The sequence below is a fragment of the Intrasporangium oryzae NRRL B-24470 genome, assembly GCF_000576595.1.
Lineage (GTDB): Bacteria > Actinomycetota > Actinomycetes > Actinomycetales > Dermatophilaceae > Intrasporangium_C > Intrasporangium_C oryzae.
Genome location: NZ_AWSA01000022.1, coordinates 1 through 16,131, shown reverse-complemented (window position 1 = coordinate 16,131; position 16,131 = coordinate 1). Strand labels below are relative to the sequence as shown.

At 71.8% G+C, this 16,131-nt stretch carries 14 protein-coding genes; 4 read left to right on the top strand and 10 right to left on the bottom strand.

Annotation, left to right across the window (positions count from 1 at the left end):
- Position 1 precedes the first annotated feature (1 nt).
- The 5 genes from N865_RS11490 to N865_RS11470 all read right to left on the bottom strand — a co-directional run bounded on the left by N865_RS11490 (position 2) and on the right by N865_RS11470 (position 6,190).
- Positions 2–880, bottom strand: coding sequence for a hypothetical protein (locus N865_RS11490; protein WP_157557665.1), 879 nt, complete (start codon positions 878–880; stop codon positions 2–4).
- 88 nt (positions 881–968) lie between these two features.
- Positions 969–2,834 carry an NHL domain-containing thioredoxin family protein gene (locus N865_RS11485; protein WP_034805798.1) on the bottom strand — a complete coding sequence of 622 codons (1,866 nt, stop codon included), beginning with the start codon at positions 2,832–2,834 and terminating at the stop codon, positions 969–971.
- Positions 2,835–2,877: 43 nt separating this feature from the next.
- Positions 2,878–3,702, bottom strand: coding sequence for a nitrilase-related carbon-nitrogen hydrolase (locus tag N865_RS11480; RefSeq protein ID WP_034805795.1), 825 nt, complete (start codon positions 3,700–3,702; stop codon positions 2,878–2,880).
- A 120-nt stretch (positions 3,703–3,822) separates the two neighbouring features.
- Positions 3,823–4,017 carry a DUF6767 domain-containing protein gene (locus N865_RS11475; RefSeq protein ID WP_034805792.1) on the bottom strand — a complete coding sequence of 65 codons (195 nt, stop codon included), beginning with the start codon at positions 4,015–4,017 and terminating at the stop codon, positions 3,823–3,825.
- A 55-nt stretch (positions 4,018–4,072) separates the two neighbouring features.
- Positions 4,073–6,190, bottom strand: coding sequence for a cytochrome c oxidase assembly protein (locus N865_RS11470; RefSeq protein ID WP_084328159.1), 2,118 nt, complete (start codon positions 6,188–6,190; stop codon positions 4,073–4,075).
- Positions 6,191–6,216: 26 nt separating this feature from the next.
- On the opposite strand from N865_RS11470, the gene N865_RS11465 reads away from it, so the two are divergent.
- Positions 6,217–7,074 (top strand): maleylpyruvate isomerase family mycothiol-dependent enzyme, encoded by an 858-nt coding sequence (locus tag N865_RS11465; protein ID WP_034805789.1) that lies wholly within the window; start codon positions 6,217–6,219, stop codon positions 7,072–7,074.
- 144 nt (positions 7,075–7,218) lie between these two features.
- A complete protein-coding gene (locus tag N865_RS11460) occupies positions 7,219–8,007 on the top strand; it encodes a sigma-70 family RNA polymerase sigma factor (RefSeq protein ID WP_034805787.1) in 789 nt (262 codons plus the stop codon).
- 127 nt (positions 8,008–8,134) lie between these two features.
- On the opposite strand, the gene N865_RS11455 is transcribed toward N865_RS11460, so the two are convergent.
- Positions 8,135–8,851: a GAF and ANTAR domain-containing protein gene (locus tag N865_RS11455; protein WP_034805784.1), complete on the bottom strand. Its 717-nt coding sequence runs from the start codon at positions 8,849–8,851 to the stop codon at positions 8,135–8,137.
- Positions 8,852–9,051: 200 nt separating this feature from the next.
- Between N865_RS11455 and N865_RS11450 the strand changes: the two genes are divergently transcribed.
- The gene (locus tag N865_RS11450) at positions 9,052–9,549 is read left to right on the top strand and encodes a MarR family winged helix-turn-helix transcriptional regulator (RefSeq protein ID WP_051510485.1); all 498 of its coding nucleotides are present in this window, start codon (positions 9,052–9,054) and stop codon (positions 9,547–9,549) included.
- A 1-nt stretch (position 9,550) separates the two neighbouring features.
- The gene (locus N865_RS11445; RefSeq protein ID WP_034805781.1) at positions 9,551–11,275 is read left to right on the top strand and encodes an MDR family MFS transporter; all 1,725 of its coding nucleotides are present in this window, start codon (positions 9,551–9,553) and stop codon (positions 11,273–11,275) included.
- Between the two features lie 282 nt (positions 11,276–11,557).
- On the opposite strand, the gene N865_RS11440 is transcribed toward N865_RS11445, so the two are convergent.
- The 4 genes from N865_RS11440 to N865_RS11425 all read right to left on the bottom strand — a co-directional run bounded on the left by N865_RS11440 (position 11,558) and on the right by N865_RS11425 (position 15,998).
- Positions 11,558–12,757, bottom strand: coding sequence for an MFS transporter (locus tag N865_RS11440; RefSeq protein ID WP_034805778.1), 1,200 nt, complete (start codon positions 12,755–12,757; stop codon positions 11,558–11,560).
- A 172-nt stretch (positions 12,758–12,929) separates the two neighbouring features.
- Positions 12,930–13,706 (bottom strand): enoyl-CoA hydratase-related protein, encoded by a 777-nt coding sequence (locus N865_RS11435; RefSeq protein ID WP_084328157.1) that lies wholly within the window; start codon positions 13,704–13,706, stop codon positions 12,930–12,932.
- Positions 13,707–13,779: 73 nt separating this feature from the next.
- Positions 13,780–14,850, bottom strand: a complete 1,071-nt coding sequence (locus N865_RS11430; protein WP_034805775.1) for an acyl-CoA dehydrogenase family protein — start codon at positions 14,848–14,850, stop codon at positions 13,780–13,782.
- On the bottom strand, positions 14,850–15,998 hold the full coding sequence (locus tag N865_RS11425) for an acyl-CoA dehydrogenase family protein (RefSeq protein WP_034805771.1): 1,149 nt from the start codon (positions 15,996–15,998) through the stop codon (positions 14,850–14,852). The genes N865_RS11430 and N865_RS11425 overlap by 1 nt, the downstream gene beginning before the upstream one ends.
- Positions 15,999–16,131: the final 133 nt, after the last annotated feature.

The following is a 16,131-nucleotide window of genomic DNA, read 5'->3' as shown; positions in this document are numbered from 1 at the left end:
CTCAACTCATCTCCTTCTCGCGGCCGCGGGTGAGCCCGGCGACCAGCATGGTGATGACGACCAGGGCCAGGACGGCCCCGATCCCCCAGATCATCTGCGTGACAGCCACTCCGGATGCCTCGTCGGCGAGGGCGTGCGCGATGGGGTCGGTGACCGAGGCGACCGCGGGGCCTCGGAGGGTCAGGAGAGCCAGGCCGAGCGCAAGGGCGGCGAGCCCCCACCCGACCGCCAGTCGGACGACGGCCCTGCGGTGCCGCCGGGCGAGCGCGATGCAGATCGCGCCGAGGGCGAGCGCGCCGAGCGGCGCCCAGAGGCGGGCCGCGTCGATGGTCCGGTAGGCCGTCCGGGCCTTCGCGAGGTCGTCCGCGGTGAGCAGCGGGACGGTCACGGTCGGCTGGAGGCTGTCGGGCACGGCCACGCCCAGGGCGCTCAGCACCGATGACACGGCGGCCGGGATCGGGACCGCCACACTCAGGACGAGGCGCCCCTGGTCGTCGACGAGGGCGGTGTCGCTCCCTTGGAGCGTCGCGACGAGCTGGCGGTGCGCGGCGCCGAGGGCGCGCGTCCAGGCGGTCTCGACCTGCGGGCTCGCGACGAGGCCTGCGACCGCCGTGCCGAGCGGCTGGGCCACGGCGCTCTCGATGGCGGGTCCCAGGGCGAGACGGTCGAGCACTCCCCTCGTGACGCCGTCGGTGAGCGCCTGCTGGACCTCGGGCTTGGTCAGGACCGGGCTCATCTCGTCGACGAACACGTCGGTGCGCGTCAGCATGACGGACGCCCAGATGGCGACGATCGCGACCGGGACGAGGAGCGCGCTGATCACGCCACACACGCCGGACAGCGCGGAGGCCGCCGGGCTCCCGGATCGCTGTGCTGCCACGCGCCACCGCCTGACCGTCGGTCGCGGTCGGTCGGGGCGACCGGCGCGACAGCCTCAGTCTGCCGCGCCACCGCCCGTCGCGTCGTCGTTACACGCCGCGAAGGTCGAGTGTCAGTGTCGCGTCGGCGGATTCGTCGATCGTGACTGGGATTCCCCAGTCCTGCTGGAAGAGGTGGCAGGCGGCGTGCTCGGGCACCGCGCCCCTCACCGGGTCGCCGTCACAGGATGCCGCCTGCACCGAGATGTGGAGGGTCCCCTCGGGTATGCCGCTCGCCAACGTGATCGTGCGCGTCAGGCCGCGGGATCTGCCGCCTCCGTCGAGCAGGAGGCCCTCGGGCGATGCCGACACGTCGAGCATCGTCGGGTCGCCCCACCGGTCGTCGAGCTTCTGTCCTGTGGGCGGCACGAAGGTGACCTCGAGCCGGATCGGCCCGGAGGGCAGTGGTGTCGGTGGGCGCTGCGTGCGGTGCGCGGGGCCGTCGACGCGCTGCGCATCGTCGGGCAGCGGCACCCGGGTGAGCCGGTGGGCCGCCGACTCGACGACGACGAGCCGTGACTCGCCGGTCTCGGGGTCGAGCTCGACAACGGCGTCGCTCGGCTCGGCAAGACCCTGGGCGAGGGTCGTCACCTGCCCGCTCGCGGGGTCGAAGCGGCGGATCGCGCCGTTGTAGGTGTCGCTGACCGCGACGGACCCGTCGGGCAGCTCGGTCACACCGAGCGGGTGCTGCAGGAGCGCCTGGTCGGCATCGCCGTCACGGTGCCCGAAGTCGAACAGGCCTGTGCCGATGTGGGTCTCGACCTCGAGGCCGGCCGGGGTGACCACGAGCGAGCGCAGTGCGGACGTCTCCGAGTCGGCGATCCAGATGCGTGTCCCGTCGGTCGAGGCCGCGAGCCCCGACGGCTGAGCGAACCAGGCCTCGAGTGCCGGGCCGTCCCGCAGGCCCTCGTTCGTGGTGCCGCCGAGGACCTCGACCGTCCCGTCGGCGAGCGTCGCGCCGGGCGTCCAGGCCCAGAGCTGGTGGGTGCCGGCCATCGCGATGACGAGCCGCCCGTCGAGCCAGGCGAGGTCCCACGGCGTCGACAGAGCCTGCTCGAGCGCCGGACCCCCGCCGGTCCGCTCGCGCAGCTGCTGCCCGGTTCCGGCAAGAACGTGGACCGAACCGTCGGACCGGCGGATTCCCTTGAGCTGATGGCTGACCGAGTCGGCGACGAGGACATCGATGCCGAGTGCCTCGACCACGTGGTCGGGCGCGAGCAGCACCCCCTGCGGCTCGTTGAAGACGCCGCGGCCACCCCAGCGGGCCCGCTCGGTCTCGAGGTCGGCCTCGAGGTGGACGACCTCGTGGTTGGCCGTGTCGGACACGATGAACGAGCCGTCGGCCAGCGGGACGGCCTTGCCCGGAAAGCGCAGCGCCGTGTCGGCGGCGGCCGGCGGGACGTAGGGGTCGTCGCCGGGCTGGAGCGTGCCCTTCGCGGCGTGCTCCTCGATGAGCTCTCCGACGAGCGAGGCGAGCCCGGGCCCGTGTCCCTCACCCGACATCGACGCGACGACGAAGCCCTCGGGGTCGATGACGACGAGCGTCGGCCAGGCTCGTGCCGTGTAGGCCCGCCACGTCACGAGCTCGGGGTCGTCGAGCACGGGGTGGTGGACGGCATACCGCTCCACGGCTGCGGCGAGCGCGACGGGGTCGGCCTCGTGCTCGAACTTCGGGGAGTGGACGCCGATGATCGTGAGCGCATCCGGGTACTGCGCCTCGAGCGGCCGGAGCTCGTCGAGGACGTGCAGGCAGTTGACGCAGCAGAAGGTCCAGAAGTCGATCACGGTCACACGGCCACGGAGGTCGGCGAGGTTGATCGAGCGGCCGCCGGTGTTGAGCCAGCCCCGGCCGACGAGCTCGGGGGCGCGCACCTTGACGCGCGCGCGGAGGGGCGATGCAGTGGTGTCGGTGCTCATGAGGTTCTTCTGGGTCGGTGACGGCGGAGGGGTGCTGCGGCGCTCAGGTGGCGAGTCGGCGATCGGTGAGGACCGGGAAGGCGTCTCGCCACGCGGCGGTCGCCGAGGTGTCGATGTCGATGCTCAGCACCTCCTCGTCAGCACCGGCGAGGGCCAGAACCTTCCCGGTGGCGTCGACGACCTGCGAGTGCCCGCCCATCTCGTGGCGGGCGTGTGTGCCGGCGGTGTTGCACTGGATGACGACGCACTGGTCCTCGACCGCCCGAGCCTGGCCGAGGAGGGTCCAGTGGCTGATGCGGGCCATCGGCCAGGCGGCGGGGACGAGGAACGCCTCCGCCCCGGCATCGACGAGCCGGCGGTAGAGCTCGGGGAAGCGCAGGTCGTAGCACGTCGACAGGCCGACCCGGACCGACCGTTCGCGGTCGCCTGAGGCGCCGCGAACCGGCACGTCGACGAGGACGAGGTCGGCCCCGGCGTCCAGGAGGACCGGCTCGCCCTCGCCGAAGCCGAAGCGGTGGATCTTTCGGTAGGTCGCGACCAGCCGGCCCTCGGGCGAGAAGACGAGGCTCGTGTTGAACAGCCCCCGGCCGTCGGTGCCGTGAGGCGCGGCCCGCTCGACGATCGAGCCGCCGTGGAGGGTGACCCGTGCATCCCGGGCCGCGGCAGCGAGCGCGGTCGCGACGGGCCCGTCGACGGCCTCGGCCCGCTCGTCCCAGTGCCGGTAGTCGAAACCGCCGGCGGGCCAGAGCTCGGGCAGGACGACGAGGTCGTGGCCCGCCTGGGCCCGGACGAGATCCGCGACGCGCGCGGTGCGCTCGCCGACCGACTCGTCGTCACCGTAGGCGAGCTGGATGATCGCGACCTTCATGCCCCAACTGTCACACGGCCGCGCGTCCGGGCACACCTCGGGTCGTCGTGTCCGGCGGTCGGGAGGGGTGTGGCCCCTCGGCGGGGGGATTCCGAGGGGTCACGACTCCGGGCGGCCGGCTCAGCCGGCGCGCTGGGCGAGGCGCTCGCGGCGGCGAGCCGCCAGCTCCTCGCGCATCTCAGGATCGCTCTGCACGAGGTAGACGAGCCCGCAGTCCTGCGGTCCGCTCGCGCCGGGGAAGCACAGGGTGCACGGCTCGCCCGTGCGCACGGGACACTGCGGCATCGGCACCGATCGTGACGCGGACTTCGACATGCTGCCCTCCTCACGTAGATACTACGTGAGGTAGTAGACCGGCGCGAATCGGCCTTCAGCGGTCCGCGCGCTCGTCCCGCTGGGCCAGCGCCGCAAGACGGGCGTTGTATGCCGCGAGCTCGGCATCGCCGTCGCGCTCGGCCCGCCGGTCCCCCCGGACGGCGTCGGCACTGTCGGACCGGAACCACTGGGCGGCCACGATGAGGGCGAGGACGAGGGCCGGCAGCTCGCCGATGGCCCACGCGACCGAGCCGCCGGTGCGCTGGTCGGCGAGCGGGTCAGGCACCCACGGGAGCTTGAGGTACTCGAAGAAGTCGGGCGCGAGGACGGTCGTCCCGCTGATCATCGCGACACCGAAGAAGGCATGGAAGGCGATCGTCGCGAAGAGCACGATGAGCCGGAAGGCCGGGCTCCAGCGCTTCGGGCCCGGGTCGACGCCGATGAGGACCCACGCGAAGAGGTAGCCGGCCAGGAGGAAGTGGGCGGTCATGATCAGGTGACCGGTGTGGGTCGTCAGGGCGAGCTCGAACAGGCCCGTCCAGTAGAAGGCGACGAGGCTCATGAAGAAGAACGCGGCCGCGAAGATGGGGTTGCCGATGACGGCGAGGAACCGCGAGTGGATGAGCCCGAGGAGCAGCTCACGCGGCCCGAGAGTCCCATCGGACCGGGGGCGGAGGGTGCGCAGGGCGAGCGTCACGGGTGCCCCGAGCACGAGGAAGATCGGGATGACCATGGCCTCGACCATGTGGAGCGTCATGTGCCACGAGAAGGCGACCCGGCCGTAGATGCCGAGCACGCCGTTGGTCGCGTAGACGAAGAGGAGCCATCCGATGACCCAGGTGATCGTGCGACCGACCGGCCACCGGTCGCCGCGGCGGTGCAGGCGCACGACGCCGGCGAGGTAGAGCCCGATGGCGAGCAGCCCGACGGCGAGGAAGAGCCACTCGATGCGCCACGCGGTCAGCCACGACGTCGCCGTCGGGGCGGCCGGCGCGGGGTAGCCGGTCAGCGCGAGAGCAGGGCTGGGGTCGACGACCGACTCGGGCTTGGGGGGCGCGCTCCGTGCGAGCGCCGTGGCCACCCCGAAGGCGACGGCCATGAGCAGGGTCTCGGCGGCGGCCAGCCGGAAGAAGGGACGGCTCGCCCCCGTCATCGTCGGCGCCGTGGCCTCGATGGCGTCGATCGTCGACGTCCGGTGCCGCCAGCCGGCCACCCCGAGCAGGGCGAGCGCCGTCGCCTTGACGATCAGGAGTATGCCGTAGGGCGTGGTGAGGTCGGACCAGCCGCCGAGGCGCGTGGTGGCCGCCATGACCCCGGAGAGGGCGAGGGCCACGAAGCACCACAGGGCCACCGTCGAGTAGCGGCGGGCGACCGGCCCCAGGCCCGCGGCGAGCGAGGAGCGCAGGACGACCAGGGCGATCAGGCCACCGACCCAGATCGAGGCGCTGAGCAGGTGGACGGCCATCGCGTTGACGGCGGTCTCGTGGTCGGACGAGCCACCCGCGTGCCCGCCCAGGGCCAGGACGAGAACGCCGAGGACGGCGACGACCGTGAGGGCCACCGCAGCCCCTCGGGTCCGGGCCACGGCCGCGCCGGTCGCGACGACGAAGGCCGCGACCGCGCTGATGAGGCCGACGCGAAGCGTCTCGATGGGCCATACCGAGCTCATGAGCTCGGTGCCGAACGCGGGGTCGCTCAGCGGCATACCGGCTGCGTCGGCGAAGGTGAGGACGACGCCCACGGCACCGGCGACGGCCCACACGAAGGCGGCGCCCGTCGCGACTCGGAGGGCGAAGGCCCTGCGCGGCTCGTCGGGGGCGACGGTCGCCTTGGGGGAGGCGCCGGGGATCATCGTCGCGGCGAGCAGGAGGGCACCTACGGTGAGGGCGGCGGCGAGGTCGTGGACGACGCCGACGAGGGGCAGGGCCCAGCGCACGACCGGTCCGGCGTCCGTCAGTCCCGCAGGCGGGGCCATGGTGGCCCCGGTCGAGCGGGCCGCGAGCACGCTGGCGAGCAGGCCCACGACGATGACGGTCGGGACGAGCCACAGGGCGAGCGAGTGCCGGCCCGTGGTGGTCGTGACCGCAGCGCCCGTCGATCCGCGCTTCGAGCCACCCGTGGAGGCGCCGGCGGCGGGGCCGGAGGAGCGGGCGACGCGATCGGGGAGGGACATGCTCCAAGGGTAAGTAGTGTGGTGCCATGCCGATGCACCCGCCTGCCCCCGAGGACCGAGCCGGGTTGCTCGACGCCTTCGAGCGGACGCTCCAGTCGGTCGTCGACCTCGGAGCGTCCTGCCGTGACGACCAGTTCGACTGGCAGACCGAGTGCCCCGGCTGGACGGTCAAGGACCAGCTCTCGCACGTCGTCGGCACCGAGAAGGCGTTCGCCGGCATCAGCCGTGAGCCCGTGACCGTGCCCGCCTACGACCACGTCAGTTCGCAGCTGGCCTGGGTCATCGAGCAGGACGTGGAGACCCGCCGGAGCCGCCCCGGGAGCGAGGTCGCACGCGAGCTGGCCGAGTTCGCCCCGATGCGCGTGGCCCAGGTCAGGGCGTTCGACGCCGACCTCGACACCCTCGTCGACGGTCCGCTCGGTGAGATGACCTTCGGGGAGCTGCTCCGGATCCGGATCATCGACCTCTGGTGCCACCAGCAGGACCTCCGGGTGGCGCTCGACCGCCCGGGCGACCTCGACTCCGCAGGTGCGGCGATCTTCACCGAGGCGATCCTCCGGGCCCTGCCGCGTGTCGTGGCCCGGGAGGCCCATGTGGAGGTCGGCCACGCCGTCGCCCTCGACGTGAGCGGGCCCGTCGTGGCCCGCGAGGGCGTCCGGGTCGTGCCGGGAGCCGACGGCCGTCCGTTCAGCGAGCCCCTCTACAGCGGCCACGACCGGCCGGCCGGCGAGGAGCAGATCGACGTGACGACGATCCACCTGAGCACCGATGCCCTGACCCGGCGCGCGGCGGGCCGGCGAGCCGTCGACGAGATCCACTTCACCGTGACCGGGTCCGACGAGATCGCGCGGCGGGTCCTGGAAGCGCTCGTCATCACGCACTGAGTGTGTCCGAGACGGACCAAGGCTGGACAAACACTGCGGCGAAAGAAAGAGACCGCAGGCAATCTTGCCATTCCGCCCCCTAGCGCCTAGCGTCATGGTACGCGGTCAAGCCAGCGCCGACGTCGTAGTACGGCCGGAGGCATCATGTCCGACTCGCACCATTTCGCGCGAAACGACACGGAGACGCGCGAACTCATCACCACCTTCCGCACCTCGCTCAACGAGGCAGAACGGGACCGCGCACTCGAGGCGGTCACCATCATCCACATGCCGCTGGCGAGGTCTCTCGCGCACCGGTATGCCGGTCGGGGACTCGACCGGGAAGACCTCGAGCAGGTCGCATTCCTCGCCCTGCTCAAGGCGATTCATCGATTCGACCTCGACAAGCCGACGGAGTTCGGCGCCTACGCGACCCCGACCATCACGGGTGAGCTGCGGCGCCACTTCCGCGACCACGGCTGGCTCGTCCGGCCACCGCGGGCCCTCCAGGAGCGACGCCAGCTCGTCTCCGAGGCGCGAGCGCGTCTCGAGCAGGATCTCGGTCACGACCCCGAGATCGACGAGCTGGCGCACGAGCTCGACCTCACCGTCGAGTCGGTCCGCGAGGCCCAGGTCGCCGCGAGCAACCTTCGCCCAGCCTCGCTCGACGCCACGACCGCCGAGGGGAGCCGGCCCGTGCTCGACCTCATCGACGCCCGGGCGGACTCCCAGACGGATCCGGCGCTCGACGACGGCATCGTCGTCCGCACCGCCATCGAGCGACTCCCCGCCCGTGACCAGACGCTCGTCGAGCTGCGCTTCGGCGACGACCTGACCCAGGCCGAGATCGCCGAGACGATGGGTCTGTCCGCCATGCAGGTGAGCCGCCTGCTCCGGCGGACGCTCGACGACCTCCGGGTGCAGCTCGACGCCGATGGGGTCGCCACCGCCTAGCAGGCCGACGAAGGAGCCCCGGCGGGCCGCGGGACCCGTCCCGCCGGGGCCATTTCGGCATGACAGAGCTCGCCGGGCAGACTCGCCCGGCAGACTCGCCGGTCTGCTTCCGGCGAACGTTCCGAGGCTAGGACTCGAGCTGCGCTTCCTGGCCCTCGACCACCTGCGCGGCCACGTGCGTGAGCTTCATGTTGAGGTCCTGGGAGGTGCGGCGCAGCAGGTCGAAGGCCTCGTCGCCGGTCAGGTGGTGCGAGGCCATGAGCAGGCCGACGGCCTTGCCGATCTCACGGTTGCTCTCGAGGCCGTGGCGCAGCGTCTCGGCCTCCCCGCGCGCGCGGACGGCCATCAGGGCGACCGAGGCGAACGAGGCGATGACGGCACCCGCGTCGGCCGAGGCCTCGGTCAGGCCCCCCGGACGGTCGGAGAAGAGGTTGAGGGCGCCGACCTTGTCGCCGTCGATGAGCAGCCGGTATCCGATCGCCGACCGGACTGGGGTCTCGGCGACGATCCGCTGGGTGAACCGCGGCCACGGGGTGTTGCCCCTGGTCAGGTCCACGTCGTGCTGGTATCCCTCGTCCATGATGGCGTCGACGCAGGGCCCTTCACCGACCTCGATCTCGATCTGGTCGATGCGCCGCGCGATCTCGTCGGTGCTCGCGGCCGTCCTGAACTGGTCGTGGTCACGCAGCAGGAGGGAGGCGTGGTCACAGCCGTCGACGAAGCTCTTCGCGGTCTTGACGACCGCCTCGTGGATCGAGGTCGCGTCGGCGCCCGCATAGATCAGCGCCGAGAGCTCCCCGAAGACCGCCATCGTGGTCGGGTCGGCAGGGAATTGGGACGACATGGGCACTCCTGAGGGTCTTTTCTGAGGCCGTCCGTGGCGTGACCCCCCGGTCCCCGCGGCCGAACGGTGCGACGTACTTTCACATGGTCGCACGCAGTTCTGCACACGCGAGCAGATCCGCAGGACCAGCCGCAGTTGACGACGTCGGGGCTCGGACAGATACTTGCTTGCTGCAAGCATGTTTCTGGGAAGGAGGAGCCATGGCAGTCAGCAGGGAGTCGGCGAACGACGTGTTCCACGCGTTGCTGCGCGTCCAGAAGCTCCTCCTCGCGGCCCGCACGACGGCGCCGCGCACGCACCCGGGAGTCGACGCAGCGGCATACCCCGTCCTTTTCGTCATCGCGGGAGCGGGCCCGTCCCGCATCTCCGACATCGCGACGGCACTCCACAACGATGCCTCGACCGTCAGCCGTCAAGTGAGCACCTTCGTCAGCCACGGGCTCGTGGCCAAGGAGACCGATCCCAGTGACGGTCGCGCTCAGGTCGTGACGCTCACGGAGGAGGGACGCCAGGCGCTGCGCGACATCCAGGCCAACCGATCGGCCTGGTTCCAGGGTCTGCTCAAGGACTGGGACGGCAACGACGCCGCCACGTTCACCCATCAGCTGCGCATCCTCGGCGACGACCTCGACGCCAACCTCAGGGCCCGCGGTGCCACGCCCCCGCAGATGCCCTTCCACCCGACCAAGGAGGACTGACATGTCCGAAACCACGGCCGAGCCCAAACGCTCGGACGTCCCGAGCGCCCCGCTCTCCCACAAGGAGATCGTCACCATCCTCATCGGCCTCATGCTGGGGATGTTCCTCGCGGCCCTCGACCAGACGATCGTCGCCTCCGCGATGCGCGTCATCGCCGACGACCTCAACGATCTTGCGGGGCAGGCCTGGGTCACGACGGCCTACCTCATCACGAGCACGATCGCGACGCCGCTCTACGGCAAGCTCGGCGACATCTACGGGCGCAAGAAGCTCTTCATCTTCGCCATCACGGTCTTCACGATCGGCTCGATGCTCTGCACCCTCGCCTGGTCGATCCCGTCGCTCGCCGCCTTCCGCGCGGTCCAGGGCATCGGTGCCGGTGGCCTCTTCTCCCTCGCCCTCGCGATCATCGGCGACATCGTCCCTCCGCGTGAGCGGGCGAAGTACCAGGGCTACTTCCTCGCCGTCTTCGGCACCTCGAGCGTGCTCGGCCCGGTCATCGGCGGCTTCTTCGCCGGCCAGGAGACGATCCTCGGCGTGACCGGCTGGCGCTGGGTCTTCCTCGTCAACGTCCCGATCGCGATCGCCGCGCTCATCGTCGTCTCGCGGACCCTCCACCTCAAGCACACGCGCCTCGACCACCGCATCGACTACTGGGGCGCGATGAGCCTCACGGTCGCGCTCGTGCCGCTCCTCATCGTCGCCGAGCAGGGCCGCCAGTGGGGCTGGGGCTCGGCCACATCGATCACCTGCTACGCCATCGGGCTCATCGGCCTCGTCGCGTTCTTCTTCATCGAGCGCTCGATGGAGGAGGAGGCGCTCATCCCGCTCCGCCTCTTCACCAACCGCACGGTGGCCGCGTCGTCGGTCGCGTCGGTCTTCATCGGCATGGGCATGTTCGGTGGCCTCGCCGCGATCCCGCTCTACCTGCAGATCGTCAAGGGCTCGTCCCCGACCGAGGCGGGCCTCCAGCTGCTGCCGATGACGCTCGGCATCATGGCCGGCTCGATCGTGTCGGGTCAGCTCATCTCGCGCACCGGCCGCTACCGGAAGTTCCCGATCATCGGGGCCGCCATCCTCGTCATCTCCCTCTACGGCTTCCACTTCGTCGGGGCGGACACCCCGCTGTGGAAGACGATGATCGGGATGTTCTTCTTCGGAATCGGCCTCGGCTTCAACTTCCAGCCGCTGACGCTCGCCGTGCAGAACGCCGTCGACCGTCGCGACATGGGTGTGGCCACCTCGTCTGCCACCTTCACCCGCCAGATCGGTGGCACGCTCGGCACGGCCGTCTTCCTGTCGATCCTCTTCTCGCAGGCCGGCACGAAGATCGCCGAGGCGTTCGCGGCGATCGCACCGACGCCCGCGTTCCAGGCGGCACTGCGCAACCCGACCGGCGGCGACCCGGCCACGAACAAGGCCTTCGTCGAGCAGCTCCAGGCCGCGCAGCAGGCCGGCGGAACGGGTGGCGGTGCCGGTAGCGCGGCCCTGTCGGACAGCTCGTTCATCAACCAGCTCGACCCGCGGCTCGCGAAGCCCTTCCTCGTGGGCTTCTCCGACGCGATGTCCGTCGTCTTCCTCGTCGCATCGGGTGTTCTCGTGCTCGCCTTCATCGCGACGCTCTTCCTCCCGAACGTCGACCTCGGCCCGAAGCCGGGCCAGCCCGGCCGGCCGGTCGGGGAGGGAGCGGACGCGGACCAGACGGTGCCTGCGGTCGGTCACTGACCGGCATACGGCATCGGGTATGCCGCTGAGCCCGCCCCGCGCCTGAGTGACCTCGGGCGCGGGGCGGGCTCACGCTTTGTCCCGGGCCGGACCCTGGCCGGACGGCCACCTCGACACACCACAACAACTCCGCCCGGGCGAAGGACCTGAGGCCGAACCGGCCCGAAACGCCACAACAACTCCGCCTGGGCATAGGAATCGCGTGCGAAACCGTCCGAAACCCACAACCACTCCGCCCGGGCGAAGAACCTGCGGCCGAACCGGGGCCTTGGTCCGGCGGCGTCAGCGGATGTTGGCGAGGTCGCGGCGCTGGAGGAAGGCTCGCGTGCCCACAGCCATCACGAACGCCAGCACCCCGGCGAAGACCGCGACCCAGTAGCCCTGTGAGGCGCCGACCCGGTCGACGACGGCGCCCGAGACCGCCGAGCCGGCGGCGATGCCGACGATGAGCCCGGTCAGCACGATCGTCATGCCCTCGTTGAGCTGGGCCCTGGGGACGATCCGCTCGATGAGGTTCATCGTCGTGATGAGGGTCGGGGCCGTCGCCATCCCCGCGACGAGCATGATCCCGGCGAGCACCCACAGGTTGCCGGCGAGCACGAGGGGCGACTCGAGAACGGCCATCCCGAGAGTGCCGACGATGAGCAGCTTGAGCAGGTTGCGGCCGTGCGAGAAGTGCCCGAAGACGAGCCCGGCCAGCGCCGAGCCGACGGCATAGAGCGCGAGGATCGCCCCGGCGGCACCCTTGGCACCGGCCTCCCCCGAGACGGCGAGCGTGACGACCTCGTTGACGCCGAAGATCGCCCCGGTCATGACCATGATGAAGGCGAGCGGGATGAGGCCCGGCACCGTGTAGGCATGCTCGGCGGGGCGCTCGTGGTGCGGCACGACGGGCGGCTCGGTCGAGCGCGCGGAGATGAAGATGAGCACGCCGACGCCGTAGGCGACCGTGGCGAAGACGAAGCCGGCCTCGGGAAACAGCGTCGTCGAGAGCCAGATCGCGAGGACCGGGCCGATGACGAAGGTGATCTCCTCCATGACCTGCTCGAAGGACATCGCGGTGTGGAGGCTGCGCGGGTCGTGGGCGAAGATGTACGACCACCGGGCGCGGGCCATCGTGCCGAGGTTGGGAATGGCCCCGCACAGCGGGAAAGTGATGAAGAGCAGCCACGACGGCCAGCCGCGCAGGGACGTCAGCACGGTCATGACGGCCCAGAACCCCGACCAGAGGAAGAACGGGATGGCGATCCGCCGCTGGCCGTAGCGGTCGACGAGACGGCCGAGGAAGGGCGCGAAGAGCGCGAGGGAGACCATCCCGACCGCGACGACGGCGCCCGCGAGCGCATACGAGCCGGTGCGCGCCGCGACCATCGCGACGACGGACACGCCGAACATCGAACCCGCCGAGCGGGCGATCATCCCCCCGGTGATGAAGACGCGTGCCCCCGGTACCTCGAAGAGAGGTCGGTAGGACGCAAGCACGGAGACTCCTTCTCGGATCGGGGGGTGGGCCTCTCCCATAGTGGCACCTGCCCGGCGCGGCCTCTCTTCGAGACGGAGCGCCGGCGTGCGTGACACACCGTCTCCCGAACCTGCGGGCGTGGCCTTCCTCACACCTCGGGTCGCGTGGGCCGCAACCTCGACCACCGCTCGGTCACCCCTCGTGCCTGCGGCGCAGCGACCACATCTGCGGCGAGCGCTCGAGCTCGACGGCGACGTCCCAGGGCACGCCCCCGGGCCGGGTCTCGCGGCGGAAGCTCGCGACCATGCGGCGCGCGAGGGCGGGGTCGCGCGCGACGCGACCGGCGAGCTCGACGGTCCGGTCGAGCACGTCTGCATCGTCGTATGCCGCCCACGCCAGTCCGAGGGACACCGCGCGGTCCCCGTCGACCTCCTCGCCGAACAGGCCCATCGCGGCGGCCGCCTCGCGACCGGCGGCCCGGTTGAGCAGCGTGAAGTGACCGCCTCCGGGGTGGATGCCGATCTGGGCGAACCCGGGCAGGAGGCGCGCCGTGCGGGAGACGACACGCAGGTCGGTCGCGAGGGCGAGGTTGAGCCCGGCCCCGACGGCCGCTCCCCGGACGGCCGCGATCGTCGGCAGCCCGACCTCGCCGATCGTCGTGAACGCCTGGTAGACGGTCTCGAGGTTGCGGTACGCCTCGTCCTCGACGGGGTCGCGGCCGGTGTCGGCGAGGACGCTGCGCACGGCCCCGGCACAGAAGTGCGCTCCGCCGGTGACGACGAGGGCGCCGACTGCGGCGTCGGACTCGGCCGTGCGGGCCGCCTCGACGAGGGCGCGCGACATCTCGACCGAGAGGGCGTTGCGGCGCTCGGGGGCGTTGAGGGTGACGAGCGCGACGCCGCCGTCCACGGCATACGTGACCTCGCTCGTCGTCACCGAGGCGTACTCCGGCGTGGGCGACTCGGACATGGGTGGCTCTCCTCGGGGTGGATCGGTCGGTGTGGCGCGGTGGGCCGGTGAGCCCCGTCGGGTCGGTCGCGTCTCAGCGGCGCGAGCCGGCGCGACCCGTCGTGATCAGCGACCATAGGCGGTCGCGGCCGGCGGAGGCGGCGAGCGTGGCGAGGGTCTCGTCCCACTCGTGGACCGAGCCGAACTCGCTGCGCCGGACGAGGATCGGTCGGGTCAGGACGTGCAGCTCGTGCTCGAGGGTCGTCCCGATGGCGCCGAGGACCTGGTGGGAGCCCCGGACCACGACCGACGCGGCGTGGCCGGCGCACGACTTGGCCACCGCGACGGCGAAGAGCATCCCGGGGTCGCGCCAGTCGGAGGCGGCGGCGCGGGCCACGGCGGTGTCGGTCGCGGCGCGAGCGAGCGAGGTCTCCATGGCGATGTCGGCTATGAGGTGCTGCACGGCCTGGAAGCGGCCGATCGGACGGCCGAACTGTTCCCGCTCCCCCGCGTGGACGAGGACGATCTCGAGGATCCGCTCCATCGCGCCGACGACCTGCGCCGACCGGGCGAGGGCGCCGCGGAGATGGAACTGCTCACCGATCTCGTGGTCGACGACCGTCCCCTCCTCGAGGTCGTCGAGGTCGAACTCGACCGTGTCGCAGGGCTCCCCGGCGAGGTTGCGCCCCTCGGTGATGACGACCCGGTCGACCGGGACGTCGGCGACGCGCCACTCGTCGCGGTCTTCCCACAAGGCCACGACGGCGGAGGCGTCGCGGGCCCAGGTGACGTTGATGGCGACCCCTGAGGGGTCGGGGCGGCACACGGTTCGCAGGTCACCGTCGTGCGGCAGCCCGGCCGCCGCGAGCAGCCACGCGGCGAGGACGTCGTGTTCGGCGACGGGGATGGGGGCTCCGGCCGCCGCCGAGATCGACAGGAGCGCCGCCGCCTCGAGCCAGGTCCCGCCACTCCCCCCGGCGGCCTCGGGAGTGCTGAGGCGGGTGAGGCCCAGGGATTCGAGCCGGGCCCACAGGGCCCGGTCGAGGTCGACGGTCGCGGCCGGCGCGGGTCGCTCGGAGCGGTAGCGATCGAAGACGTCGGTGAGCAGGGCGACGACGTCGGCGTCGGCGGGTGACGCCGACGCGAGGTGCTCGATGGTCGCCATCAGCGCAGCCCCAGCCCCCGGGCGATGACCCCACGCAGGATCTCGTTGGTTCCCCCGCGCAGCGTGAAGCCGGGCCGTTGGAGCAGGGCGGCGTGGAGCAGCGTCGAGAGCTCGTCGTCGACGTCCCAGCCGGTCGCGGTCAGCGTGTCGACATAGTCGGCGATGTCGCCCTCCTCCGTCGTCCCGAGCACCTTGACGGCGGCGGCGGCAACGTCTGCGTCAGCGTGCGACTCGAGCGCGGCCGAGACGCTGAAGGACATCTGGTGCAGGGCGGCGACCCTGGCGACGTGCCGTCCGAGACCGGCGTCGAACGGGAGCCGGCCGTCGTCCATGGCCGAGGCGGCCTCGGCGAGGAGCGGATAGGTCGACAGGACCCGCTCGGGCCCGCTCCGCTCGAACCCCAGCTCGGAGGTGACCTGCTGCCAGCCGTCGCCGATGCGCCCGAGCACCCGGTCGTCGGGGACGAGGACCCCTCCGAGGTGGACCTCGTTGAAGTGGTGGTCGCCGCTCATCGAGACGATGGGACGGATATCGACGCCGGGGGCGCGCAAGTCGACGATGAACTGGCTGAGGCCGTCGTGGCGGTGCGCCGGGTCGAGCGGTGACGTGCGGGCGAGGGCGAAGAACGCGTCGGCCTCGTGGGCGCCGGAAGTCCACACCTTGGTCCCGGTGAGCCGCCAGCCGCCCTCGACCCGCTCTGCGCGTGTGCGGACGCTCGCGAGGTCGCTCCCGGAGTCGGGCTCGCTCATGCCGATGCCGAAGACGAGCTCGCCGCGGCTGATCGCGGGCAGGAACGCCTGCTTCTGCTCCTCGGTGCCGTAGCGCAGCAGCGACGGGCCGATCTGGCGCTCGGCGACCCAGTGCGCGGCGACCGGGGCGCCGGCGACGAGCAGCTCCTCGGTGACGACGAACCGCTCGAGGTAGGTCCGGCCCTGGCCGCCGTAGGCGGTCGGGATGACCATGCCGAGCCAGCCGCGCCTTGCCAGCTCACGGGTGAAGTCGCGGTCCCAGCGCGTCAGCCACGTGTCGACATGCGGTACGAAGGCGCCGTCGCGCACCTGCCCGACGAGGAACGCCCGCACCTCGCGCCGCAGCTCGGTCAGGGCAGCCTGCTCCCGGACGACGGGCGGGACGAGCGGGCGCGGCATGCGTCACCTTCCACGGTGGGCGGGTCCAGGGGTTCGTGGCCAGCCTTCCACACCGGCCGCCCGCGCAGACCTCCCCGGGTATGCCGCTGGGCCGGGACCCGCACGGCAGGTTCTAGCGGTCCTCGCAACACCT

Excerpts from the sequence above, each read along its gene's own strand:
- N865_RS11480 (WP_034805795.1), bottom strand. The coding sequence starts at position 3,702 with ATGAAGGTCGCGATCATCCAGCTCGCCTACGGTGACGACGAGTCGGTC.
- N865_RS11425 (WP_034805771.1), bottom strand. The coding sequence starts at position 15,998 with ATGCCGCGCCCGCTCGTCCCGCCCGTCGTCCGGGAGCAGGCTGCCCTG.
- N865_RS11460 (WP_034805787.1), top strand. The coding sequence starts at position 7,219 with ATGTCCGACTCGCACCATTTCGCGCGAAACGACACGGAGACGCGCGAA.
- N865_RS11455 (WP_034805784.1), bottom strand. The coding sequence starts at position 8,851 with ATGTCGTCCCAATTCCCTGCCGACCCGACCACGATGGCGGTCTTCGGG.
- N865_RS11450 (WP_051510485.1), top strand. The coding sequence starts at position 9,052 with ATGGCAGTCAGCAGGGAGTCGGCGAACGACGTGTTCCACGCGTTGCTG.
- N865_RS11470 (WP_084328159.1), bottom strand. The coding sequence starts at position 6,190 with ATGTCCCTCCCCGATCGCGTCGCCCGCTCCTCCGGCCCCGCCGCCGGC.
- N865_RS11430 (WP_034805775.1), bottom strand. The coding sequence starts at position 14,850 with ATGGCGACCATCGAGCACCTCGCGTCGGCGTCACCCGCCGACGCCGAC.
- N865_RS11465 (WP_034805789.1), top strand. The coding sequence starts at position 6,217 with ATGCCGATGCACCCGCCTGCCCCCGAGGACCGAGCCGGGTTGCTCGAC.
- N865_RS11445 (WP_034805781.1), top strand. The coding sequence starts at position 9,551 with ATGTCCGAAACCACGGCCGAGCCCAAACGCTCGGACGTCCCGAGCGCC.
- N865_RS11475 (WP_034805792.1), bottom strand. The coding sequence starts at position 4,017 with ATGTCGAAGTCCGCGTCACGATCGGTGCCGATGCCGCAGTGTCCCGTG.
- N865_RS11485 (WP_034805798.1), bottom strand. The coding sequence starts at position 2,834 with ATGAGCACCGACACCACTGCATCGCCCCTCCGCGCGCGCGTCAAGGTG.
- N865_RS11435 (WP_084328157.1), bottom strand. The coding sequence starts at position 13,706 with ATGTCCGAGTCGCCCACGCCGGAGTACGCCTCGGTGACGACGAGCGAG.